This is a genomic window from Micromonospora sp. NPDC048835, assembly GCF_040649995.1.
Classification (GTDB): Bacteria; Actinomycetota; Actinomycetes; order Mycobacteriales; family Micromonosporaceae; genus Micromonospora.
Map to the genome: position 1 here is coordinate 19,834 of NZ_JBEZGM010000010.1, position 17,734 is coordinate 37,567.

Genomic DNA, 17,734 nt, shown 5'->3' on the forward strand with positions numbered 1-17,734 from the left:
AGGCCCCCACGGTGCGTGGTCGTCTACTACTCGTCGCGCAGGTCGGCGGCGCTGGCCGCCGTCGCGCCGATCGACTCGGCGGCCGACGTGAGCAGGTCGGCGCCGAGCGCCTGGTCGACGGTGAGCGTCATCAGCGTTTCGCCGCCCGCCTCCCGACGAGCCACCTGCATGGCGGCGATGTTGATTCCCGACTCGCCGAGCAGGGTACCGACAGTGCCGACCACGCCGGGCCGGTCGGCGTAGCGCAGGAAGAGCAGGATGCCCTCCGCGCCGATCTCCACGTCGAAGCCGTCCACCTCGGTCAGCTTCAGGATGTCCCGAGCGCCGGAGTGGGTCACCGTGCCGGAGACACTCACCGTCCGACCGTCGGGCAGCGCGCCGCGTACCGTGACCAGGGTCGGCTGCTCGGCCGTCTCGGCCAGGGTGGCGAGGGTGACCTCGACGCCGCGCTCGGCGGCCAGGTGCGGGGCGTTGACGTAGGTGACCTGCTCCTCGACCACGGAGCTGAACAGGCCCTTGGTGGCGGCAAGCTTGAGCACCGACACGTCGTGGCTGACGATCTCGCCGCGGACCTCGACCGTGACGCTCGCGGCGACCCCACCGGCAACCGCGGTGAACGCCCGGCCGAGCTTCTCCGCCAACGGCAGCAGTGGCCGGACGTCCTCGGCGACCACACCGCCGGCCTGCACGTTCACCGCGTCCGGCACGAACTCGCCCTGCAACGCCAACTTCACGCTCTTGGCCACGGCGAGACCGGCCTTGTCCTGCGCCTCGTGGGTGGACGCACCCAGGTGCGGGGTGGCCACCACGTTGTCGAACGCGAACAGCGGCGACGAGGTGCACGGCTCCTTGCTGTACACGTCGACGCCGGCACCGGCGACCCGCCCCTCGGCGATGGCGTCGGCCAGCGCCTGCTCGTCGACGAGCCCACCCCGGGCGGCGTTGACGATGCGGACGCCGGGCTTGACGATCGCCAGCTCCTTCTCGCCGATCAGGCCCACCGTCTCCGGCGTCTTCGGCAGGTGGATGGAGATGAAGTCGCTCTCCCGCAGCAGCTCCTCCAACCCGACCAGGCGGACGCCGAGCTGCGCCGCACGGGCCGGCTGGATGTACGGGTCGTACGCGATCAGCCGGGTGCCGAACGCGGCGATGCGCTGCGCGAACAGCACCCCGATGCGACCGAGCCCGACCACACCGACGGTCTTGCCCTGCACCTCGACGCCCGTGTACTTCGACCGCTTCCACTCCCCCGCCTTGAGGGCGGAGCTGGCGCTCGCGGTGTTGCGGGCGACGGCGAGCAGCAGCGCGACGGCCTGCTCGGCGGCGGAGACGATGTTCGAGGTGGGCGCGTTGACGACCATGACGCCCCGGGCGGTGGCGGCCGGCACCTCGACGTTGTCCAGCCCGACACCCGCCCGGGCGACCACCTTGAGTCGCGGTGCGGCGGCGACCGCCTCGGCGTCGATCTGGGTCGCGCTGCGCACGATGACGGCGTCGGCCTCGGAGAGCGCCGAGAGCAGGGCCGGACGGTCGGTGCCGTCGACGTGACGGACGTCGAAGTCGTGGGCGAGCACCTCGATGGCGGCGGGGGCGAGTTCTTCGGCGATCAGTACGACAGGATTCATCGGTCCTCGTAGAGGTCGTGTTTGCGATCGGCCCGGGCCGCGAGGCGCCGCACTGCGCCCTGCGCTGATCCGTGCCGTGGCCGTCAGGTGCCGGCTGCTGCACCTACAGGCGATCGTAGGGGCCCCGCTCGTCGGCGTGTTCCGGTCTTCGGGGTGAGTGCCCTCACACGGGCGGACATCGAGTGTTCACCCCACGGAAACGCGCCCCTCCCCGCGCCCCTCCGCCCCCCCTCCGCCCCCTCCGCCCTCCTCCCCGCGATCTTGCGCTTCCTGTCGCGACCCAAAGGGCGCACCCTGACAAATCGCCATCCGAAAGTGCGAGATCGACGGGCGTTGGGGCGAGGGCGGGGCGGGGGCAGGGCAGGGCGGGGCGGGGGCGTTGTTGACGGCCCCGGGTTGCGCTGGGGAGAGCGCGACCCGGGGCCGTCGGAGAAGGGAGCGTTGTGTGCGCTGTCAGGCGGTCTCGGTGATCGGGCGGTCGACCCAGCTCATCATGCCGCGCAGCTTCTTGCCGGTCTCCTCGATCGGGTGCGCCGCACCCTCGGCCTGCCACTTGGTGAAGTTGGGCCGGCCGGCCTCGTCCTCGGCGACCCACTCGCGGGCGAACTCGCCGGACTGGATCTCGCCCAGGATCTTGCGCATCTCGTCCTTGACCCGGGAGTCGATGATGCGCGAGCCACGGGACAGGTCGCCGTACTCGGCGGTGTCGGAGATGCTGTAGCGCATCTTCGCGATGCCGCCCTCGTACATGAGGTCGACGATCAGCTTCAGCTCGTGCAGGCACTCGAAGTAGGCGACCTCCGGGGCGTAGCCCGCCTCGGTGAGCACCTCGAACCCGGTCTGCACCAGCGCCGAGGCACCGCCGCAGAGCACCGCCTGCTCGCCGAAGAGGTCGGTCTCGGTCTCCTCGGTGAAGGTGGTCTTGATCGCGCCGGCCCGGGTGCCGCCGATCCCCTTGGCGTACGCGAGGGCGAGCGCGAGCGCGTTGCCGCTGGCGTCCTGCTCGACGGCGACGAGGCAGGGCACGCCCTTGCCGTCGCTGTACTGGCGGCGGACCAGGTGGCCGGGGCCCTTGGGCGCGACCATCGCCACGTCCACCTCGGCCGGCGGCTTGATCAGGCCGTACCGGATGTTGAAGCCGTGGCCGAAGAAGAGCGCCTTACCCGCGGTGAGGTTCGGCTCGATCGACTCGGTGTAGAGCTTGCGCTGGGCGGTGTCCGGCGCGAGCACCATGATCACGTCGGCCTCGGCGGCGGCCTGCGCCGGCGTGAGCACCCGCAGGCCCTGCTCCTCGGCCTTCGGACGGCTCTTCGAGCCCTCCGGCAGACCGATCACCACGTCGACGCCCGAGTCACGCAGCGACAACGCGTGGGCGTGACCCTGGCTGCCGTAGCCGATCACCGCGACCTTCCGGGCCTGGATCAGGCCGAGGTCGGCGTTGTCGTCGTAGTACACCTCAACGCTCATGAGAACTTCCCTTTCGTACGACGGCCGGGACGGCCCGTCGTGGTCTGTGCGGATGGATTCGCCGGGCGGCCCGCCGGGGCCGACCGGCGGCGGGTCAGGCAGCCCTCAGTGCGGGACCGGCGGTGATCGAACGCGAACCGCGCCCGATGGCCACCAGTCCGGACTGGACCATTTCCTTGATACCGAAGGCCTCGAGGTCGCGCAGGAGCGCGTCGAGCTTGTCCGGGGTGCCGGTGGCCTCGATGGTCAGCGTGTCCGGTGCGACGTCGACCACCCGGGCGCGGAACAGGTTGACCGTCTCCAGCACCTGCGACCGCGCGGAGCGGTCGGCGCGAACCTTCACCAGCAGCAACTCCCGGGCGACCGAGACCTGCGGGTCCAGCTCAACGATCTTGAGCACGTTGACGAGCTTGTTCAGTTGCTTGGTGACCTGCTCCAGCGGGGACGACTCCGCGTTGACCACGATGGTGATCCGGGAGACGTCCGGATTCTCGGTCTCGCCCACCGCGAGGCTGTCGATGTTGAACCCGCGCCGGGAGAACAGGCCGGAGACCCGGGCGAGCACACCGGGCTTGTTCTCCACGAGCACGGACAGGGTGTGCATGGTCATCAAATATCATCCTCGTCGAAGACCGGACGGACGTCACGGGCGAACATGATCTCGTCGTTGCTGGTGCCGGCGGCGACCATCGGCCAGACCATCGCGTCCTTGCCGACCACGAAGTCGATCACCACGGGCGCGTCGTTGATCTCCATGGCGGCGGCGATGGTCTTGTCCACGTCGGCCGCGTTCTCGCAGCGCAGCCCGATGCAGCCCAGCGCCTCGGCAAGCTTCACGAAGTCGGGAATCCGGTGCTTGTGGGTGCCCAGCTCGGTGTTGGAGTAGCGCTCGTTGTAGAAGAGCGTCTGCCACTGCCGGACCATGCCGAGATTGCCGTTGTTGATGACGGCGATCTTGACCGGGATGCCCTCCAACGCGCAGGTGGCCAACTCCTGGTTGGTCATCTGGAAGCAGCCGTCGCCGTCCACCGCCCAGACCACCGTGTCCGGCTTGCCGACCTTGGCGCCCATCGCCGCCGGCACCGCGTAACCCATCGTGCCGAGGCCGCCGGAGTTCAGCCAGGTGTTCGGCTTCTCGTACGAGATGAACTGCGACGCCCACATCTGGTGCTGCCCCACGCCGGCCACGAAGATCGCGTCGGAGCCGACGATCTCGCCCAACCGCTTGATCACGTACTGCGGGGAGAGGGTCCCGTCGGCCGGCTCGTCGTAGCCCAGCGGGTAGCGGTTGCGCAGGTCGTCGAGCTGCGTCCACCAGTCACCGAGGTCGGCGGTACGACCGGCCGACCGTTCCACGGTGACCGCGGCGATCAGCTCGTCGATGACGTGCTTGGCGTCGCCGACGATCGGCACGTCGACGTGGCGGTTCTTGCCGATCTCGGCGGGGTCGATGTCCGCGTGGACGACTGCCGCGTCCGGGGCGAACGAGTCGAGTTTGCCGGTGACCCGGTCGTCGAAGCGCGCGCCGAGCGCGACGATCAGATCCGCCTTCTGCAGGCCGTAGACCGCGGCGACGGTGCCGTGCATGCCGGGCATCCCCAGGTGCTGCTGGTGCGAGTCGGGGAACGCCCCGAGCGCCATCAACGTGGTGACGACCGGGATGCCGGTCAGCTCGGCCAGCCGGCGCAGCCCGTCGGTGGCACCGGCCTTGAGCACCCCGCCACCGACGTAGAGCACGGGCCGCCTGGCGCCGGCCATCAGCCGCGCCGCCTCCCGGATCTGCTTGCCGTGCGGGTGCAGGGTCGGCCGGTAGCCGGGCAGGTCCAGGGTGGGCGGCCAGGAGAAGGTGGTCGGCGCCTGGAGCACGTCCTTCGGGATGTCGACGAGCACCGGGCCGGGTCGCCCGCTGCTGGCCAGGTGGAACGCCTCGGCCAGCACCCGGGGGATCTCCTCGGCGTTCTGGACCAGGAAGTTGTGCTTGGTGATCGGCAGGGTGATGCCCTGGATGTCCGCCTCCTGGAAGGCGTCCGTGCCGATCGACGGGCGGGCCACCTGACCGGTGATCGCGACCATCGCCACCGAGTCCATGTACGCGTCGGCGATCGGGGTGACCAGGTTCGTCGCGCCCGGGCCGGAGGTGGCGATGCAGACGCCGACCTTCCCGGTCGCCTGCGCGTAGCCGGTCGCCGCGTGCCCCGCGCCCTGCTCGTGCCGCACCAGGATGTGCCGGACCTTCGAGTCGTAGAGCGGGTCGTACGCCGGCAGGATCGCGCCGCCCGGGATGCCGAAGACGACGTCGACGTCGAGCGCCTCGAGGGACCGCACGAGTGAGCCGGCCCCGGAGACCTGGGTTGCGGCGGTGGGCCGTACCGCCGGGGCGGCCGGGGTGGTCGGGCGCGCGGCGGCCTGGTCGACGTCGGTCGGGTCGGCGGCCGCGCGGGCCCGGCGGGCGGTGTGGGCGAGGGTCTCGGGCGTGGGTCTCGTCATGACGGTTCTGGCCTTCGGCTGGAGTGGCTGGTGGCTAGTCAAGCGATGCGACGCGGGCGGGGCCCGCTTCGCCAGGTTCCGATGGCAATAAAAACGGCCCTCGTGCAGATGCACGGGGCCAGCGCACTCTCGATGAGGGAGAGTGCGCTCAGGTAAGTACTCGCAGCGACCGGTACGACGACATGCGGCTAAGCCTGACGCATCTCACGCGATGAGTCAACTGATCCCACATGTTGGTTGACGGAGGCCGGCGCGTCGGCCGGCGACGCGCCATCGACAGGCGGGTTGAGCTGCCCGGACCCGCCCTGAGGGCGACGTGGCGCGGGCACCGGAGCGGGACGCGCACCAGGCGACGTGGCGGCCTCCAGCATCGCCTCCAGGTGCTCGGCGGGCACCCCCCAGCCGAACAGCGCGCCCTGGCCGAACCGGCAACCGGCGGCCACCACCGCGGCCAACTCGGTCGGGTTCGTCACCCCCTCGGCGATCACCTCCAGCCCCAACTGGTGGCCCAGCCGCATCACGATGTCGACCATCGGGGCGAACGCGGGCCCGTCCTGGCCGACCGGGCGGACCGGTTCGTGTTCGGCGACCAGACTGTGGTCGATCTTGAGGATGTCGATCGGCAGTCGGCGCAGTTGCCCCAGCGAGGAGTAGCCGGCTCCGAAGTCGTCGAGGGCGATCCGCACGCCGGTCAACCGCAGCGCGGTGAGCCGCCGGATCAGCTCGTCCAGGTCGGTGGCGACCGCGTGCTCGGTGACCTCCAGCACCAACCGCTGCGGCGGCACGTGGTGGGCGCGCAGCGCCTCGGCGACCTGGACCACGTAGGCCGGGGCGTGCAGCTCGCGCGGGGAGACGTTCACCGACACCCAGACGTCGTGCCCGTCCGCGAGCCACCGGGAGAGCTGGTAGCAGGCCTGGTGCAGCACCCACGCGCCGAGCGGGGCGATCATGCCGCACTCCTCGGCAAGCGGGATGAACTCGTCCGGACGGACGTTGCCCAGCTCAGGATGGTGCCAGCGGAGCAGCGCCTCGGCGCCGACCGGCCGCACCGACGGCAGCGACGCCACCGGCTGGAACGCCAACCGCAGCTCGTCGCGGTCGATCGCCCCGCGCAGCTCGTGCTCCACCGTCGTGCGTCGGCGCAGCAGTTGGTCGTACGCGGCGTCGTACCGCTCGATCCGGTTCTTGCCCCGCTGCTTGGCGTAGCGCAACGCCAGGTCGGCGTGGCGCAGCAGCAGCTCCACGTCCGGCTCGTCGGCCCAGTCGGCCACCCCGATGCTCACCGACAGGAAGACGGGGCCCTCGGGCTGGTCGTACGGCCGGTTGATGACCCCGAGGAGCCGCTCGGCGACCCGGTCCGCCTCGACCGGCCGGCCCTGCATGAGAACGGCGAACTCGTCGCCCCCCAGCCGGGCGGCCACGTCCCCGGGGCGCAGGTTGCCGCGCAGCCGGCGACCCACCTCGGCCAGCACGGCGTCGCCCACGTCGTGGCCCCGCATGTCGTTGACGTTCTTGAAACCGTCCAGGTCGAGGCCGAGGAGCACGCACGGAATGCGGTCCGCGGCGTTACGGTGCAGCGCGCGGAGCAGCCCGCGCCGGTTGGCCAACGACGTCAGCGGGTCGGTGTGCGCCAGCTCACGGAAGTGCGCCTCCCGCTCGGCCAGGCGGCCCGCGTACCCCCGGACGTCGCGCAGGGTGAGGTACTGCCGGGCCACCAGGGCGAAACCCTCCACGCTGCCGGCCACGATGCCCGCCGCGGTGAACCGGCCGTCCTGGGCGAGGTGGTACATCGCCGAGGCGGCCATCGCCAACATCGGGGCGACCGCGTACTCGCCGTCGCTGCCGACCAGGTCCAGGTCGATCTGCCCCGGTCGGTCGGCCCGGTACACGGTGAGCGCGACGGTCAGCAGGCCGGCGGCGAGCACCGCCCCGCCGCTCAGTGCCATGGTCGGCCCGGCCTGGCAGAGGCCCGCGCTGAGACCCAGCCCGCCGCAGGTGACCGCGCTGATGCCGGCGCCCAGCGTGGCGAGCCGTCGACGGGGCGCGGCGGCCCGGAAGACGACGATCACGACGAGCCCGGCACCGAGCGCGGCGCTCACCGTGGCGAGCAGGATCGCCGGGCAGGCCATCGGGGTGGCGGCACCGAGCAACCGGGTGGGCTCGGAGAAGAGCACCCAACCGACGAACCACAGGGCCGCCGCCATGACCAGCCCGTCCAGGGCGAGTCGGGCCGTGCCGGCCGCGGTGGCGGCCACCCCGGGCAGCCGGAGCAGACCGGCCGCGAAGGCCAACCCGCTCACCGCCGCGCCGATCGCCACCGTTGTCGCCCAACCGGTGCGCTGCCCCTGCTCGTGCGCCCAGTGGTCGTTCGCGCTGAGCACGGCGACCAGCCCGCCCAGGAGGCTGAGCAGGGCACCCCCGGCGGCCGCCGCGAGCAGCAGGTGCGCTGGTCGACGCGGCCCCGTCCGCCGCCGGGCGACGACGGTCAGCAGCGCGGCGGCCACCGCGGCGACGAGCCCGCTGAGCGCCGCGACAGCGACCATGGCCGGTGGAAAATGCACGCCTCCAAGAGTGCCGGATGGGCGCACGTCATGGGGGGCTGGGTGTGCATCTGTTGGGACACGGCAGATACGGGGGTGGGCCGGCGCGTCGACGGTGTCATGCTGGTATGCATGCCTGAGCTGCGGTCGAGGACTTCCACACACGGTCGGACGATGGCCGGCGCCCGGGCCCTCTGGCGGGCCACCGGGATGACCGACGACGATTTCGGCAAGCCGATCGTCGCCATCGCCAACAGTTTCACCCAGTTCGTGCCTGGTCACGTACACCTCAAGGACATGGGTGGCCTGGTCGCCGACGCGGTCGCCGAGGCCGGCGGGGTGGGCCGGGAGTTCAACACCATCGCGGTCGACGACGGCATCGCGATGGGCCACGGCGGCATGCTCTACTCGCTGCCCAGCCGTGAGCTGATCGCCGACGCGGTCGAATACATGGTCAACGCGCACTGCGCGGACGCCCTCGTCTGCATCTCCAACTGCGACAAGATCACGCCCGGGATGCTGCTGGCCGCGTTGCGGCTCAACATCCCGACGGTCTTCGTCTCCGGCGGCCCGATGGAGGCCGGCAAGACGATGGCGATCGAGGGCGTCGTGCACAGCAAGATCGACCTGATCGACGCGATGATCGCCTCCTCGAACGAGGCGGTCACCGACGAGCAGCTCGGCGAGATCGAGCGCTCCGCCTGTCCGACCTGCGGCTCCTGCTCCGGCATGTTCACCGCCAACTCGATGAACTGCCTCACCGAGGCGATCGGGCTCGCGCTGCCCGGCAACGGTTCGACGCTTGCCACCCACGCCGCCCGCCGGTCGCTCTTCGTCGAGGCCGGGCGGACCATCGTGGAGATCTCCAAGCGGTGGTACGACGGTGACGACGACTCGGTGCTGCCGCGTACGGTCGCCTCCAAGGCCGCCTTCGAGAACGCGGTCGCCCTGGACGTGGCGATGGGCGGTTCCACCAACACGGTGCTGCACCTGCTCGCCGCCGCCCGCGAGGCGGAGATGGACTTCGGCGTCGCCGACATCGACGCGATCTCCCGGCGGGTGCCGTGCCTGGCCAAGGTCGCACCGAACTCGCCGAACTACCACATGGAGGACGTGCACCGGGCCGGTGGCATCCCGGCGATCCTCGGTGAACTGGACCGGGCCGGGCAGCTCAACCGGGACGTGCACGCCGTGCACTCCCCCTCCCTCGCGCAGTGGCTGACCGACTGGGACGTGCGCGGCGGCTCCCCCACCCCGACGGCCGTCGAGCTGTTCCACGCGGCACCCGGCGGGGTGCGTACCGTCGAGCCGTTCTCCACCACCAACCGGTGGTCGTCGCTGGACACCGACGCGGCCGGCGGCTGCATCCGGGACCGCGAACACGCCTACTCCGCCGACGGCGGGCTGGCCATCCTGCACGGCAACCTGGCTCCCGAGGGCAGCGTGGTGAAGACCGCAGGCGTGCCTGACGACTGCCTGACCTTCCGCGGTCCGGCGAAGGTCTACGAGTCGCAGGACGACGCGGTGACCGCGATCCTCGCCAAGCAGGTCGTCGCCGGGGACGTGGTGGTCATCCGGTACGAGGGCCCCAAGGGCGGCCCCGGCATGCAGGAGATGCTCTACCCCACCTCGTTCCTGAAGGGGCGCGGGCTGGGTCGCTCCTGTGCGCTGCTCACCGACGGGCGTTTCTCCGGTGGCACCTCCGGGCTCTCCATCGGGCACGTCTCCCCCGAGGCGGCCTCGGGCGGGATGATCGCCCTGGTCCGCGACGGCGACGAGATCGTCATCGACATCCCGAGCCGGTCGATCGAGCTGAACGTGCCCGCCGAGGAGTTGGAGGCGCGCCGGGTCGCCGAGGAGAAGCGCGACAAGCCGTACACCCCGACCGACCGGCAGCGTCAGGTGTCGGCGGCGCTGCGCGCGTACGCCTCGATGGCCACCTCGGCCAGCGACGGCGCCTACCGCCGCGTCCCGGAGTGACCCTCCGGGCCTGACCGTCCGCCAGGTGCAACAGGTCCTGCTCGGGGTCGGCGACGTCACGCTGCCCCGAGCAGGGCATCGGCATCGGCGCTGTCGGGTCGGTTGGGGCGCCCTGGCGACGGCGTCGGTCAGGCACTCGACGGGCCAGGCGATCGCAGCGGCAGCGCTCGGCAGCTTTGGGCGAGCAACCACCGCCATCGGTGGGTGTCCGCACCTCAGCACTCCGTCCCCGGGCACCCCACGTGCCGAAACGCAACAACTTCCCTGTTGTTGCTGCCTGCGACGCGCGTGAAGCAGCAATAACCCTGATGTTGCGCGGATTTTCCCGACGGAGGGCCCAACATGTCCCGCCGACGCAGGCTTGGGTGGCCTTCTCGTGGTTTACTCGCAGGAACGCGCTTGTAACCGCCACCAGGCAGGGCCTGACGACCAATGTTGCTGAGTTTCCGCTTCGCCAACCATCGCTCGTTCCGCGACGAGCATCAGCTCAACCTGACCCCCGTCTACAGCGATGCCATCCAGACTGACGAATCGGCACCGAACGCGCTGCAGGTCGTCGGCGTCTTCGGGGCCAACGCTTCCGGCAAGTCGAATTGCCTCGGCGCCTTGGCGTCCATGCGGGAGATGGTCGTGGAGTCGGACCGGGCGGTCGAACCGGGCGTGGGCTTGTCCCGGGAGCCGTTCCGGCTGGATCCGGAGAGCAGTTCGCAACCCTCCCGCTACGTGGTGGACCTTGCGCTCGCGGGAGTCAGGCACACCTACGGCTTCCAGATCGACGACGACGGGGTGCGGGAGGAATGGCTCTACCACTATCCGTTGGGGCGTCGGCGGCGCGTGTTCGAGCGCGACGGCGATGTCTTCGCATGGGGTGAGGAGTCCGGGCGGCGTAGCGATCTGGAGCAGATTGCCGGGATCACCGCACCAACAGCTCTGTTTCTCAGCACGGTCGCCCGCTTCGGTCACAGCCGCCCCGATCCCGATCCAACCAACCCGCAGCCACTGCACGACACCTATCGGTGGTTCCTACTGACGGGCCAACGTGCCGATCCCGGTGCATGGCTGACCGCCCTCGACGGCGGCGGCGGGTTCGACACCGTAGAGGGTCGCCGGCTGGTCGTCGGTCTTCTACAGGCCGCCGACGTGGGGATCGTCGACATGGTCGTCTCCTTCGGGCCGGACGACGAAGGGTCTGCGTGGTTGGAGTCGCCTGCCCGAGGGATGCGCGATCGGGTGCGGAGGGCCGCAGCGCGGGCGCTGCATCCGCCACGCGTCCAGTTCGCCCACCAGGGCCCGCACGGCACCGCGATGCTCGGCTTGCAGGACCAGTCGACCGGAACCCAGCGACTATTGACGCTGGGCCTGCAGACTGCTGCGATGCTGCGCTCAGGCGCATCAATGCTGATCGACGAGATCGACGCCAGTCTGCACCCGATCCTGACCGCCAAACTCATCAGCCTGTTCCGTAGCCCTGAGGCGAACCCCCTGGGCAGTCAGCTCATCTTCACCAGCCACGATGCCGCACTGCTGGGCACGCTGGACGCGGAGGAAATCTTGCGGCGCGACGAGATCTGGTTCGTGGAGAAGGACGACGAGGGTGCCTCTTCGCTGTTTCCGCTGACCGACTTCAAGCCGCGCAAGGAGGGCGAGAATCGCCAGCGGCGATACCTGAATGGCAACTACGGAGCGGTTCCGGACCTTTCGACGTACCTGTTCGAGCAGGCTCTTGCGGCACGAGGACCGGTCGATGGCGAAGCGACAGATTGACCCGCAGCAGCGCAACGGTCGGACGAGAATCGGCACGACCCGTGAAACCGACCTTCGTCGCAGGGTCTCCGTCAGGGAGCAGCGACAGACCATCCTCGCAGTCACCAACGGTGAAGCGACTGAACGGGTCTATCTCGAAGGGCTCCGGCGCGAGCCGTGGCTGGTGCACCGCCTCGTCGTGGCGGTCGAGAAAGGCTCACCCATCGACGCAGTGCGAGGCGCGGCTCGACGGCGTGACGCCAACGACTTCGATCATGCGTACGTCGTCTGCGACGTCGACCACTACCCACCAGAGCTTTCCGAGCGAGAAGCGCAACGACATGCCGTAACTCTGCTCTGGTCGAAACCCTGCTTCGAAGTCTGGCTCATCCTGCACCTGGACTCGTGCACACGTTAACTGGACGACGCCGAGAGGACGGGTGCCCTGCTTCGCAAGTACCTCCCGCACTGGAACAAGAGCAGGCCCGACTTCACCGACTTCCGCAACGGCATCGAGGCCGCCATCGTACGGGCGCAGACGCTGCCCCCTCCGCCTGCGGCAAACCCGTCCACCGCGGTGTGGCGACTGGCGCTGGCTCTTCGCTGACAGCGGCAGCGCTCGGGGCGAAAGCGGTGTCCCCGCATGGACCACGTGGGCTAGCGTGTCGTCGGTCTACTGGGGATCGCCCCAGATTCCTACGGGGGAGGGCATGCACGTGTCTCTTTGGAAGAAGCCCGCGCTGGCGGCGGTCGCGGTGGTCACCGCGTTCGCGGTCTCCGCCTGCGGTGTGACGTCCGGCGCGTCCGAGGCGCCGAAGCAGGCGAACGCCCTGGAACTGCTGGCCAGTGACCTGAAGGGGTCGTTGCAGAAGGCAGTCGAGGTTACCGACGAGACCGACTCGGTGACCGTGACGATGACGGGCACGATGGGTGGCCAGAAGGTCTCGATGCAGGGCTTCCTGGACCTGGGCGACCCGGCCAGGGCAGAGATGAAGATGACGAACGCGGATGGCACCACGGCCGTGGTTCGAATGATCGACGCGGTGTTCTACGTCGAGATGCCGGCGGAGAAGCGCGCGGGCCTGGGCGGGAAGCGCTGGATGAAGATGGACCTGTCCGGTCTGAGCGAGACGGCGGGCACGAGCTTCAGCAAGCAGTTCGAGGACGCCGACCCGGTCAAGCAGGTCAAGACGCTGCTCGCCCTCGAAGGCACGACTGTGGTGGGGCAGGAGACGGTGAACGGGGTGCCGACGGTCCACTACACCGTCACCACTCCCGTGGCGACCTACCTCAAGCAGATCGACGCCATGCGCCGTGAGTCCACCGAGGAGACGCTCGCCGCGCAGGGTGTCAAGGAACTGACGATCGACCTGTGGGTCGACGAGCAGTACCGACCGCGTCGGGCCGGCCTGTTGATGGGCAAGATGGGCGACCTGGTGATCGACTACACCGACTACGGCAAGGCGGTGACCATCGAGACGCCGCCGGCTGCGGAGACCGCCGACTTCGCCGAGATGCTCAAGGGTCTACAGGGCCTGACCACGACCTGACCAGTCATAACGGCACTGCCCGGCAGGCGCGGAGACGTGCCGGCCGGGCAGCGCCATTTCCGCCCGATCATCGCGCCACGCTGGCAGCCGATCCCAGGTCAGCCGAGTTCGCGCAGGTCGAGGGCTTCGGCGAGGAGGCGTACGCCGTCCTCGTCGTGACGGTGCACGGTGCAACCGGCGGGGGTGAAGCGCACGGTGACCACCTGCCCGGCGTGCCGGGCAGCCAGGCGCAGCAGTTCCGGCTCGGGGTCGGCGACGTCGCGCGGTCGCGAACGGGGCACCGGGATCGGCGCTGTCGGGTCGGTCGGGGCGGCCGCGGCGACGGCGTCGGTCAGGCACTCGACGCACCAGGCGAGAGCGGCGGCCAGGCTCGGTCGGTGGGGAGAGTCGTCGGGGCGGACGGGTGCGGCGAGCGGCTTCACCTGCACCGACCAGCGCACTCCGTCGGTGCGCAACGGGTCACCCGCGTGGCGCCGCAGGTCACACACGGCCACCACGAGCGCCAGGTCGAGGCCGAGGGTGAGTCGCAGCAGCTCTGGCAACGGCGGCGCGTCGGGACGTGCCGCAACCACGATCAGGCGGCCGGCCGCCGTACCCCGACCAGCCTGGCGTACGTATTCCCGCACCGGGTCGGCCCTGGCCCAGGGCAGGGTGACGTACCCGTCGCGTAGGTCCCGATCGATTTCCTGCCCGCCGTCGGCGTCGGCGAGGTCTTCGGGTCGCGCACCGAGAAGGGCGGCCCAGGATCCGAGCCGGTAACGGTCCGGAAGCTGCACGACGGGTTTGCCGCCCGGTTGGGTGGCGACCAGCGGGGCGACCTCCGGTGTGCTGGCGTCCCAGGCCAGGTGCACCACGCGGTGCCGCAGATCGGTGACGGTGACCAACGCGGTCTGGTGCAGACGGTGGTTGCCGCAGCAGGTGAAGCAGGGCAGTGCGGACGGACGCAGGCCGGCCCCGTAGCAGTGTGGGCATTCGGGCTCGGCGGGGCGACCGCCGAGCCGGCAGTCGCAGGTACACAGCCGGCTGGGTGGTCGACAGTCCGGGCAGGGCAGCCCGGCGACGGGTTCACCCAGCCAGGGCGGGTCGGGTGGTGCGTAGCCGCGGGTCACCGGCACATCCACGCGGCGAAGCACCTGACCTGTGGGTTGCTCCGCGAAGGTCTCCACCGGCTCGCCGGGGCGAAGGGTGGTGTGCCACCAGCGGCCGTCCCGCCAGAGGGCTTGCGCGCCAGGCAGTTCGTCGCCGTTGGTCGCGTCGACGCAGTCGGCGAGGACGCGGCGTTCAAGCTGGTCGACGTCCACGGCCGGGGCGACAGGTGGGCGCGGCGCGTCGGGGTGCAGCAGCCGGGCCGGCGCGGTGCGGCCGCGCTCGGCGAGGCCGGTGAGCGCTGCGGTCGCGGAGGTGGAAGCCAGCACCTCCGGCAGGTCCCGATACCAGCCGGGCAACCCGGACGGCACCGGGGAGCCGGGCACCTCGTACCGGACGGCCCACCCGAACCCCGCGCCGTGCCGGCGGGCCTCGACGACCAGGTCGAGCAGGAGCAGGTCGGCCAACGCGCAGAGCCGAGTCAGCCGGGCGGCCGGGTCGACGGTGGGCGCGGCCGTGGATCGGCCCAGCACCAGCCGCCAGGCGACGTGGTCGGCTCGCAGGAGGGCGTGCGCCTCCAACTCGTGCCGTTGCGTCGCTGGCAGGTCTGGTCGCCACTGCTCGGCCAGCCACAGCGACGGCGTGTCGGAGTCGGCCACGACCGCGCCCACGATGGCGGCGAGTTCGCGTACCCGGGGAACGAGGTCGACCACCCAGCGGCCCGCCGGGTCGCGGTGGGGGTCGAGGCCGCCGGGCACGACCTGGTGGGACGCGACCGCGCCGGTGTCCAGGTTGGCGACGGAGACCACGAGCTGCGCCCGCCGCCGGCCGCGCCGGCCGCAGCGATAACAGGGGTACGCGACGCGGCCCGCGCCGCGACACTGCTCGCAGTTCCGGTACGCCTCCCGAGGCGGCCCGAGCACGTCGGCGTCGGCGAGGAACCGGTCGCCGTAGGTGGTGCACCGACACGGTTCCAGCGTGAAGGTCATCCCGTCGCAGTCGGGGCAGACGACGACGGGTGCGGCGGTCACCGACACCGCCGGGACGCGCAGTCACCGTCGTGCTCCATTCGCCGCACGCACCGCCGGCCGCCGTCGAGCGGCAGGTCGCAGAACACCCGGTGGCGTACGCCCTGCGCGTCCTCGGCGGACACCGTGGTTTCTCCAGCGTCCACTTCGGTGAGGAAGCTCAGGGAGCGGGCCAGGGTGCCGGCGAACTGTTTGGCGGCCGGCAGGTCGGCGGCGGTGAACGGCAGGTGCGCCACCCAGCGGGCGCTCACCGGTGGGCTGCCAGATCCTCGCGGGCCCGCCGCGACTGCCAGCACCTCAACGCATCCTTGATCCGCTCGGTCTCCCTCCGGCTGCTGCCCAACGCCGCGTACACCTCGGCCAGGTCATGAGCGACGCGGTCGAGGAACTCGGCGACCTCCACCGCGTCCACGCCACGGCGGCCACGTCGGGTGAAGCTGCGGTCGCGGACCTGCCAGGGCTTCAGAGGTACGTAGTTGGCCGCCCGGTAGCACGCCGGCCGGGGTGGCTCGGCCCGGAAATGACGGAGAAACGCGCGCACGAAGCAGCACCACCCTTCCTCGTAATTGTTCGATGCTCGCCGGCGTGGGAATTGCGCGCGCCCACCGGCGTTGTCGGACCAATCTTGTAAGGTCGTAAGCACCATCGCAATAAATGTCGACTCACACTGTTCTGCTGTTTGTGCGCACCATTCCCCTGTTGCAGAACGGCTGTCGGGATGTTGCAAAACTCAACAGGAAGGAGAGCCGGGTGGCCGATGACATGGGCTCGACGGTGCCCCGACGCCAGCTCGGCAGGGCGCTACGTGACCTGCGCACCGAGGCGGGGGCGACCCTCGACGCGGTCGCCGAAGCGCTGGAGTGCAGCCGCCAGAAGGTGTGGCGGATCGAGAGCGGGCTCGGCTCGGTGCGCGGCGTCGACGTGCGAGCGATGTGCGAGCTGTACGGGGCGACGGGCGAGCTGACTCGGGCGTTGATCTCCCTGGCCGGCGAGACGAAAGCGAAGGGGTGGTGGCACGCGTACGGCGATGCCGTCCCCGAATGGTTCGAGCTGTACGTCGGCCTCGAATCCGCCGCCTCGAAGCTCCGCTTCTACAAGAACAGTCTCGTGCCCGGCATCCTTCAGAGCCGCGACTATGCCCGGGGCATCTACCGCATCGACCAGCCCGACATGAGCGACGATGACCGGGAGCGCGCGGTCGAGCTTCGCCTGCAACGGCAGTCCCTGCTGACCCGTCGTCTGCCACGGGCTCCACAGGTGCAGGTGGTGCTCTGCGAATCGGTGCTCCTCCGGCCGGTCGGCAGCCCCGAAACCATGGCGGATCAACTGAACCACCTGCTGGCGATGGCCAAGCTGCCGAACATATCGCTTCGAATCTTGCCGCTCGCCGCTGGTCCTCACTATGGCGCGGTGGGGGGCGAGTTCGTTCTACTGAGCTTTCCGCTCGGCAACCGAAGCACCCCTGAGCCATCTGTCGTCTACAGCGAATCGTGGACGGGCTCGTTGTACCTCGACCGACCCGCCGAGTTCGCCGCCTACGAGAAGGTCTGGTCAGGGCTGCTTGATCGCAGTCTCGATGAGGAACAATCGAGGCAACTGATCAACAAGATCATCGGGGAGGTTCACCATGGCTGATCTGACCGGCGCCCGCTGGCGCAAGAGCACCCGCAGTGGCGGCAACGGCGGTGAGTGCGTCGAGGTCGCCGACAACCTGCCCGACGTCGTCGCTGTACGCGACAGCAAGGACCCGGAGGGCCCGGCTCTCACCTTTTCCCCCACCGCCTGGGCAAACTTTCTCAGCACCACCCACAATTCCCGCTGACGGTCCGGTGGGTGTCGCAGGCCGCCTGGGACGCCCACCCGTCGCAGGACTGCACGCGACCCTCATCTCCGATAGTGTCCGTCCGACCACGCAAACGTGAACTCGTTAGCGCGATCATCAGACGGAGGGCGGCATGGCCAGCATTGAGGAAGTCAAGGCGGCGTTGATGCAGGCCGCCGAGCAGGGCAACTCGACGATCAGCCAGATCCGGGCCGCCGCTGACAATACCGAGCAGATGCTGACGCGGCTGCGCGCCATCTCCGCCGGCACCGGCCACCCGACGATCGCCGAAGCCATCGCCCGCGGCGAACAGAGCAAGCAGCGCCTGGCCGAAGCCATGGCCCTGGTGCAGGGCAGCTCGGAGGCGGCACGCCGCTACATCAGCGTCCTCGGCTGAGCATCGGCC

15 protein-coding genes are annotated in these 17,734 nt (G+C 70.3%); 7 read left to right on the top strand and 8 right to left on the bottom strand.

From position 1 onward, the window contains the following. Positions 1-26: 26 nt before the first annotated feature. The 5 genes from serA to AB0C15_RS14235 all read right to left on the bottom strand — a co-directional run bounded on the left by serA (position 27) and on the right by AB0C15_RS14235 (position 8,122). The gene (gene serA, locus AB0C15_RS14215) at positions 27-1,625 is read right to left on the bottom strand and encodes a phosphoglycerate dehydrogenase (protein WP_357351786.1); all 1,599 of its coding nucleotides are present in this window, start codon (positions 1,623-1,625) and stop codon (positions 27-29) included. 453 nt (positions 1,626-2,078) lie between these two features. Beyond that, a complete protein-coding gene (gene ilvC, locus AB0C15_RS14220) occupies positions 2,079-3,092 on the bottom strand; it encodes a ketol-acid reductoisomerase (protein ID WP_357351788.1) in 1,014 nt (337 codons plus the stop codon). Between the two features lie 94 nt (positions 3,093-3,186). Then, positions 3,187-3,702, bottom strand: coding sequence for an acetolactate synthase small subunit (gene ilvN, locus AB0C15_RS14225; protein ID WP_088946549.1), 516 nt, complete (start codon positions 3,700-3,702; stop codon positions 3,187-3,189). Next, positions 3,702-5,579, bottom strand: coding sequence for an acetolactate synthase large subunit (locus AB0C15_RS14230; protein WP_357351790.1), 1,878 nt, complete (start codon positions 5,577-5,579; stop codon positions 3,702-3,704). Before AB0C15_RS14230 ends, ilvN begins: the two co-directional genes overlap by 1 nt. 188 nt (positions 5,580-5,767) lie before the next feature. Beyond that, positions 5,768-8,122 (bottom strand): bifunctional diguanylate cyclase/phosphodiesterase, encoded by a 2,355-nt coding sequence (locus AB0C15_RS14235; RefSeq protein WP_357352142.1) that lies wholly within the window; start codon positions 8,120-8,122, stop codon positions 5,768-5,770. A gap of 129 nt (positions 8,123-8,251) precedes the next feature. Here AB0C15_RS14235 and ilvD point away from each other — a divergent pair, with 129 nt between their 5' ends. From ilvD to AB0C15_RS14255, 4 genes are all read left to right on the top strand, one after another. Next, on the top strand, positions 8,252-10,099 hold the full coding sequence (gene ilvD, locus AB0C15_RS14240; protein WP_357351792.1) for a dihydroxy-acid dehydratase: 1,848 nt from the start codon (positions 8,252-8,254) through the stop codon (positions 10,097-10,099). 432 nt (positions 10,100-10,531) lie between these two features. Beyond that, entirely contained in the window at positions 10,532-11,863 is a 1,332-nt protein-coding gene (locus AB0C15_RS14245) for an AAA family ATPase (RefSeq protein ID WP_357351794.1), read from the top strand. Further along, positions 11,844-12,260 carry an RloB family protein gene (locus AB0C15_RS14250; RefSeq protein WP_357351796.1) on the top strand — a complete coding sequence of 139 codons (417 nt, stop codon included), beginning with the start codon at positions 11,844-11,846 and terminating at the stop codon, positions 12,258-12,260. The genes AB0C15_RS14245 and AB0C15_RS14250 overlap by 20 nt, the downstream gene beginning before the upstream one ends. A gap of 292 nt (positions 12,261-12,552) precedes the next feature. Then, on the top strand, positions 12,553-13,392 hold the full coding sequence (locus AB0C15_RS14255; RefSeq protein WP_357351798.1) for a hypothetical protein: 840 nt from the start codon (positions 12,553-12,555) through the stop codon (positions 13,390-13,392). Between the two features lie 98 nt (positions 13,393-13,490). Here the strand turns inward: AB0C15_RS14255 and AB0C15_RS14260 are convergent, their stop codons facing one another. Genes AB0C15_RS14260 through AB0C15_RS14270 form a run of 3 tightly spaced genes read right to left on the bottom strand, consistent with a single transcriptional unit; the run spans position 13,491 to position 16,047 of the window. Further along, positions 13,491-15,509: a hypothetical protein gene (locus tag AB0C15_RS14260; protein WP_357351799.1), complete on the bottom strand. Its 2,019-nt coding sequence runs from the start codon at positions 15,507-15,509 to the stop codon at positions 13,491-13,493. Then, on the bottom strand, positions 15,506-15,757 hold the full coding sequence (locus AB0C15_RS14265) for a hypothetical protein (RefSeq protein ID WP_357351800.1): 252 nt from the start codon (positions 15,755-15,757) through the stop codon (positions 15,506-15,508). The genes AB0C15_RS14260 and AB0C15_RS14265 overlap by 4 nt, the downstream gene beginning before the upstream one ends. After that, a complete protein-coding gene (locus AB0C15_RS14270; protein WP_357351802.1) occupies positions 15,754-16,047 on the bottom strand; it encodes a DivIVA domain-containing protein in 294 nt (97 codons plus the stop codon). Before AB0C15_RS14270 ends, AB0C15_RS14265 begins: the two co-directional genes overlap by 4 nt. 113 nt (positions 16,048-16,160) lie before the next feature. On the opposite strand from AB0C15_RS14270, the gene AB0C15_RS14275 reads away from it, so the two are divergent. The 3 genes from AB0C15_RS14275 (at position 16,161) to AB0C15_RS14285 (ending at position 17,725) form a co-directional block, all read left to right on the top strand. Then, the gene (locus tag AB0C15_RS14275) at positions 16,161-17,141 is read left to right on the top strand and encodes a helix-turn-helix transcriptional regulator (RefSeq protein WP_357351804.1); all 981 of its coding nucleotides are present in this window, start codon (positions 16,161-16,163) and stop codon (positions 17,139-17,141) included. Then, positions 17,134-17,328, top strand: coding sequence for a DUF397 domain-containing protein (locus tag AB0C15_RS14280; protein WP_357351805.1), 195 nt, complete (start codon positions 17,134-17,136; stop codon positions 17,326-17,328). The genes AB0C15_RS14275 and AB0C15_RS14280 overlap by 8 nt, the downstream gene beginning before the upstream one ends. 133 nt (positions 17,329-17,461) lie before the next feature. Next, a complete protein-coding gene (locus AB0C15_RS14285; RefSeq protein ID WP_357351807.1) occupies positions 17,462-17,725 on the top strand; it encodes a hypothetical protein in 264 nt (87 codons plus the stop codon). Positions 17,726-17,734 lie beyond the last annotated feature (9 nt).

What these genes read in the sequence shown, in the direction of transcription:
- serA (WP_357351786.1), bottom strand. Translation starts at nt 1,625, where the DNA reads ATGAATCCTGTCGTACTGATCGCCGAAGAACTCGCCCCCGCCGCCATC.
- ilvC (WP_357351788.1), bottom strand. Translation starts at nt 3,092, where the DNA reads ATGAGCGTTGAGGTGTACTACGACGACAACGCCGACCTCGGCCTGATC.
- ilvN (WP_088946549.1), bottom strand. Translation starts at nt 3,702, where the DNA reads ATGACCATGCACACCCTGTCCGTGCTCGTGGAGAACAAGCCCGGTGTG.
- AB0C15_RS14230 (WP_357351790.1), bottom strand. Translation starts at nt 5,579, where the DNA reads ATGACGAGACCCACGCCCGAGACCCTCGCCCACACCGCCCGCCGGGCC.
- AB0C15_RS14235 (WP_357352142.1), bottom strand. Translation starts at nt 8,122, where the DNA reads ATGGTCGCTGTCGCGGCGCTCAGCGGGCTCGTCGCCGCGGTGGCCGCC.
- ilvD (WP_357351792.1), top strand. Translation starts at nt 8,252, where the DNA reads ATGCCTGAGCTGCGGTCGAGGACTTCCACACACGGTCGGACGATGGCC.
- AB0C15_RS14245 (WP_357351794.1), top strand. Translation starts at nt 10,532, where the DNA reads ATGTTGCTGAGTTTCCGCTTCGCCAACCATCGCTCGTTCCGCGACGAG.
- AB0C15_RS14250 (WP_357351796.1), top strand. Translation starts at nt 11,844, where the DNA reads ATGGCGAAGCGACAGATTGACCCGCAGCAGCGCAACGGTCGGACGAGA.
- AB0C15_RS14255 (WP_357351798.1), top strand. Translation starts at nt 12,553, where the DNA reads ATGCACGTGTCTCTTTGGAAGAAGCCCGCGCTGGCGGCGGTCGCGGTG.
- AB0C15_RS14275 (WP_357351804.1), top strand. Translation starts at nt 16,161, where the DNA reads ATGTCGACTCACACTGTTCTGCTGTTTGTGCGCACCATTCCCCTGTTG.
- AB0C15_RS14280 (WP_357351805.1), top strand. Translation starts at nt 17,134, where the DNA reads ATGGCTGATCTGACCGGCGCCCGCTGGCGCAAGAGCACCCGCAGTGGC.
- AB0C15_RS14285 (WP_357351807.1), top strand. Translation starts at nt 17,462, where the DNA reads ATGGCCAGCATTGAGGAAGTCAAGGCGGCGTTGATGCAGGCCGCCGAG.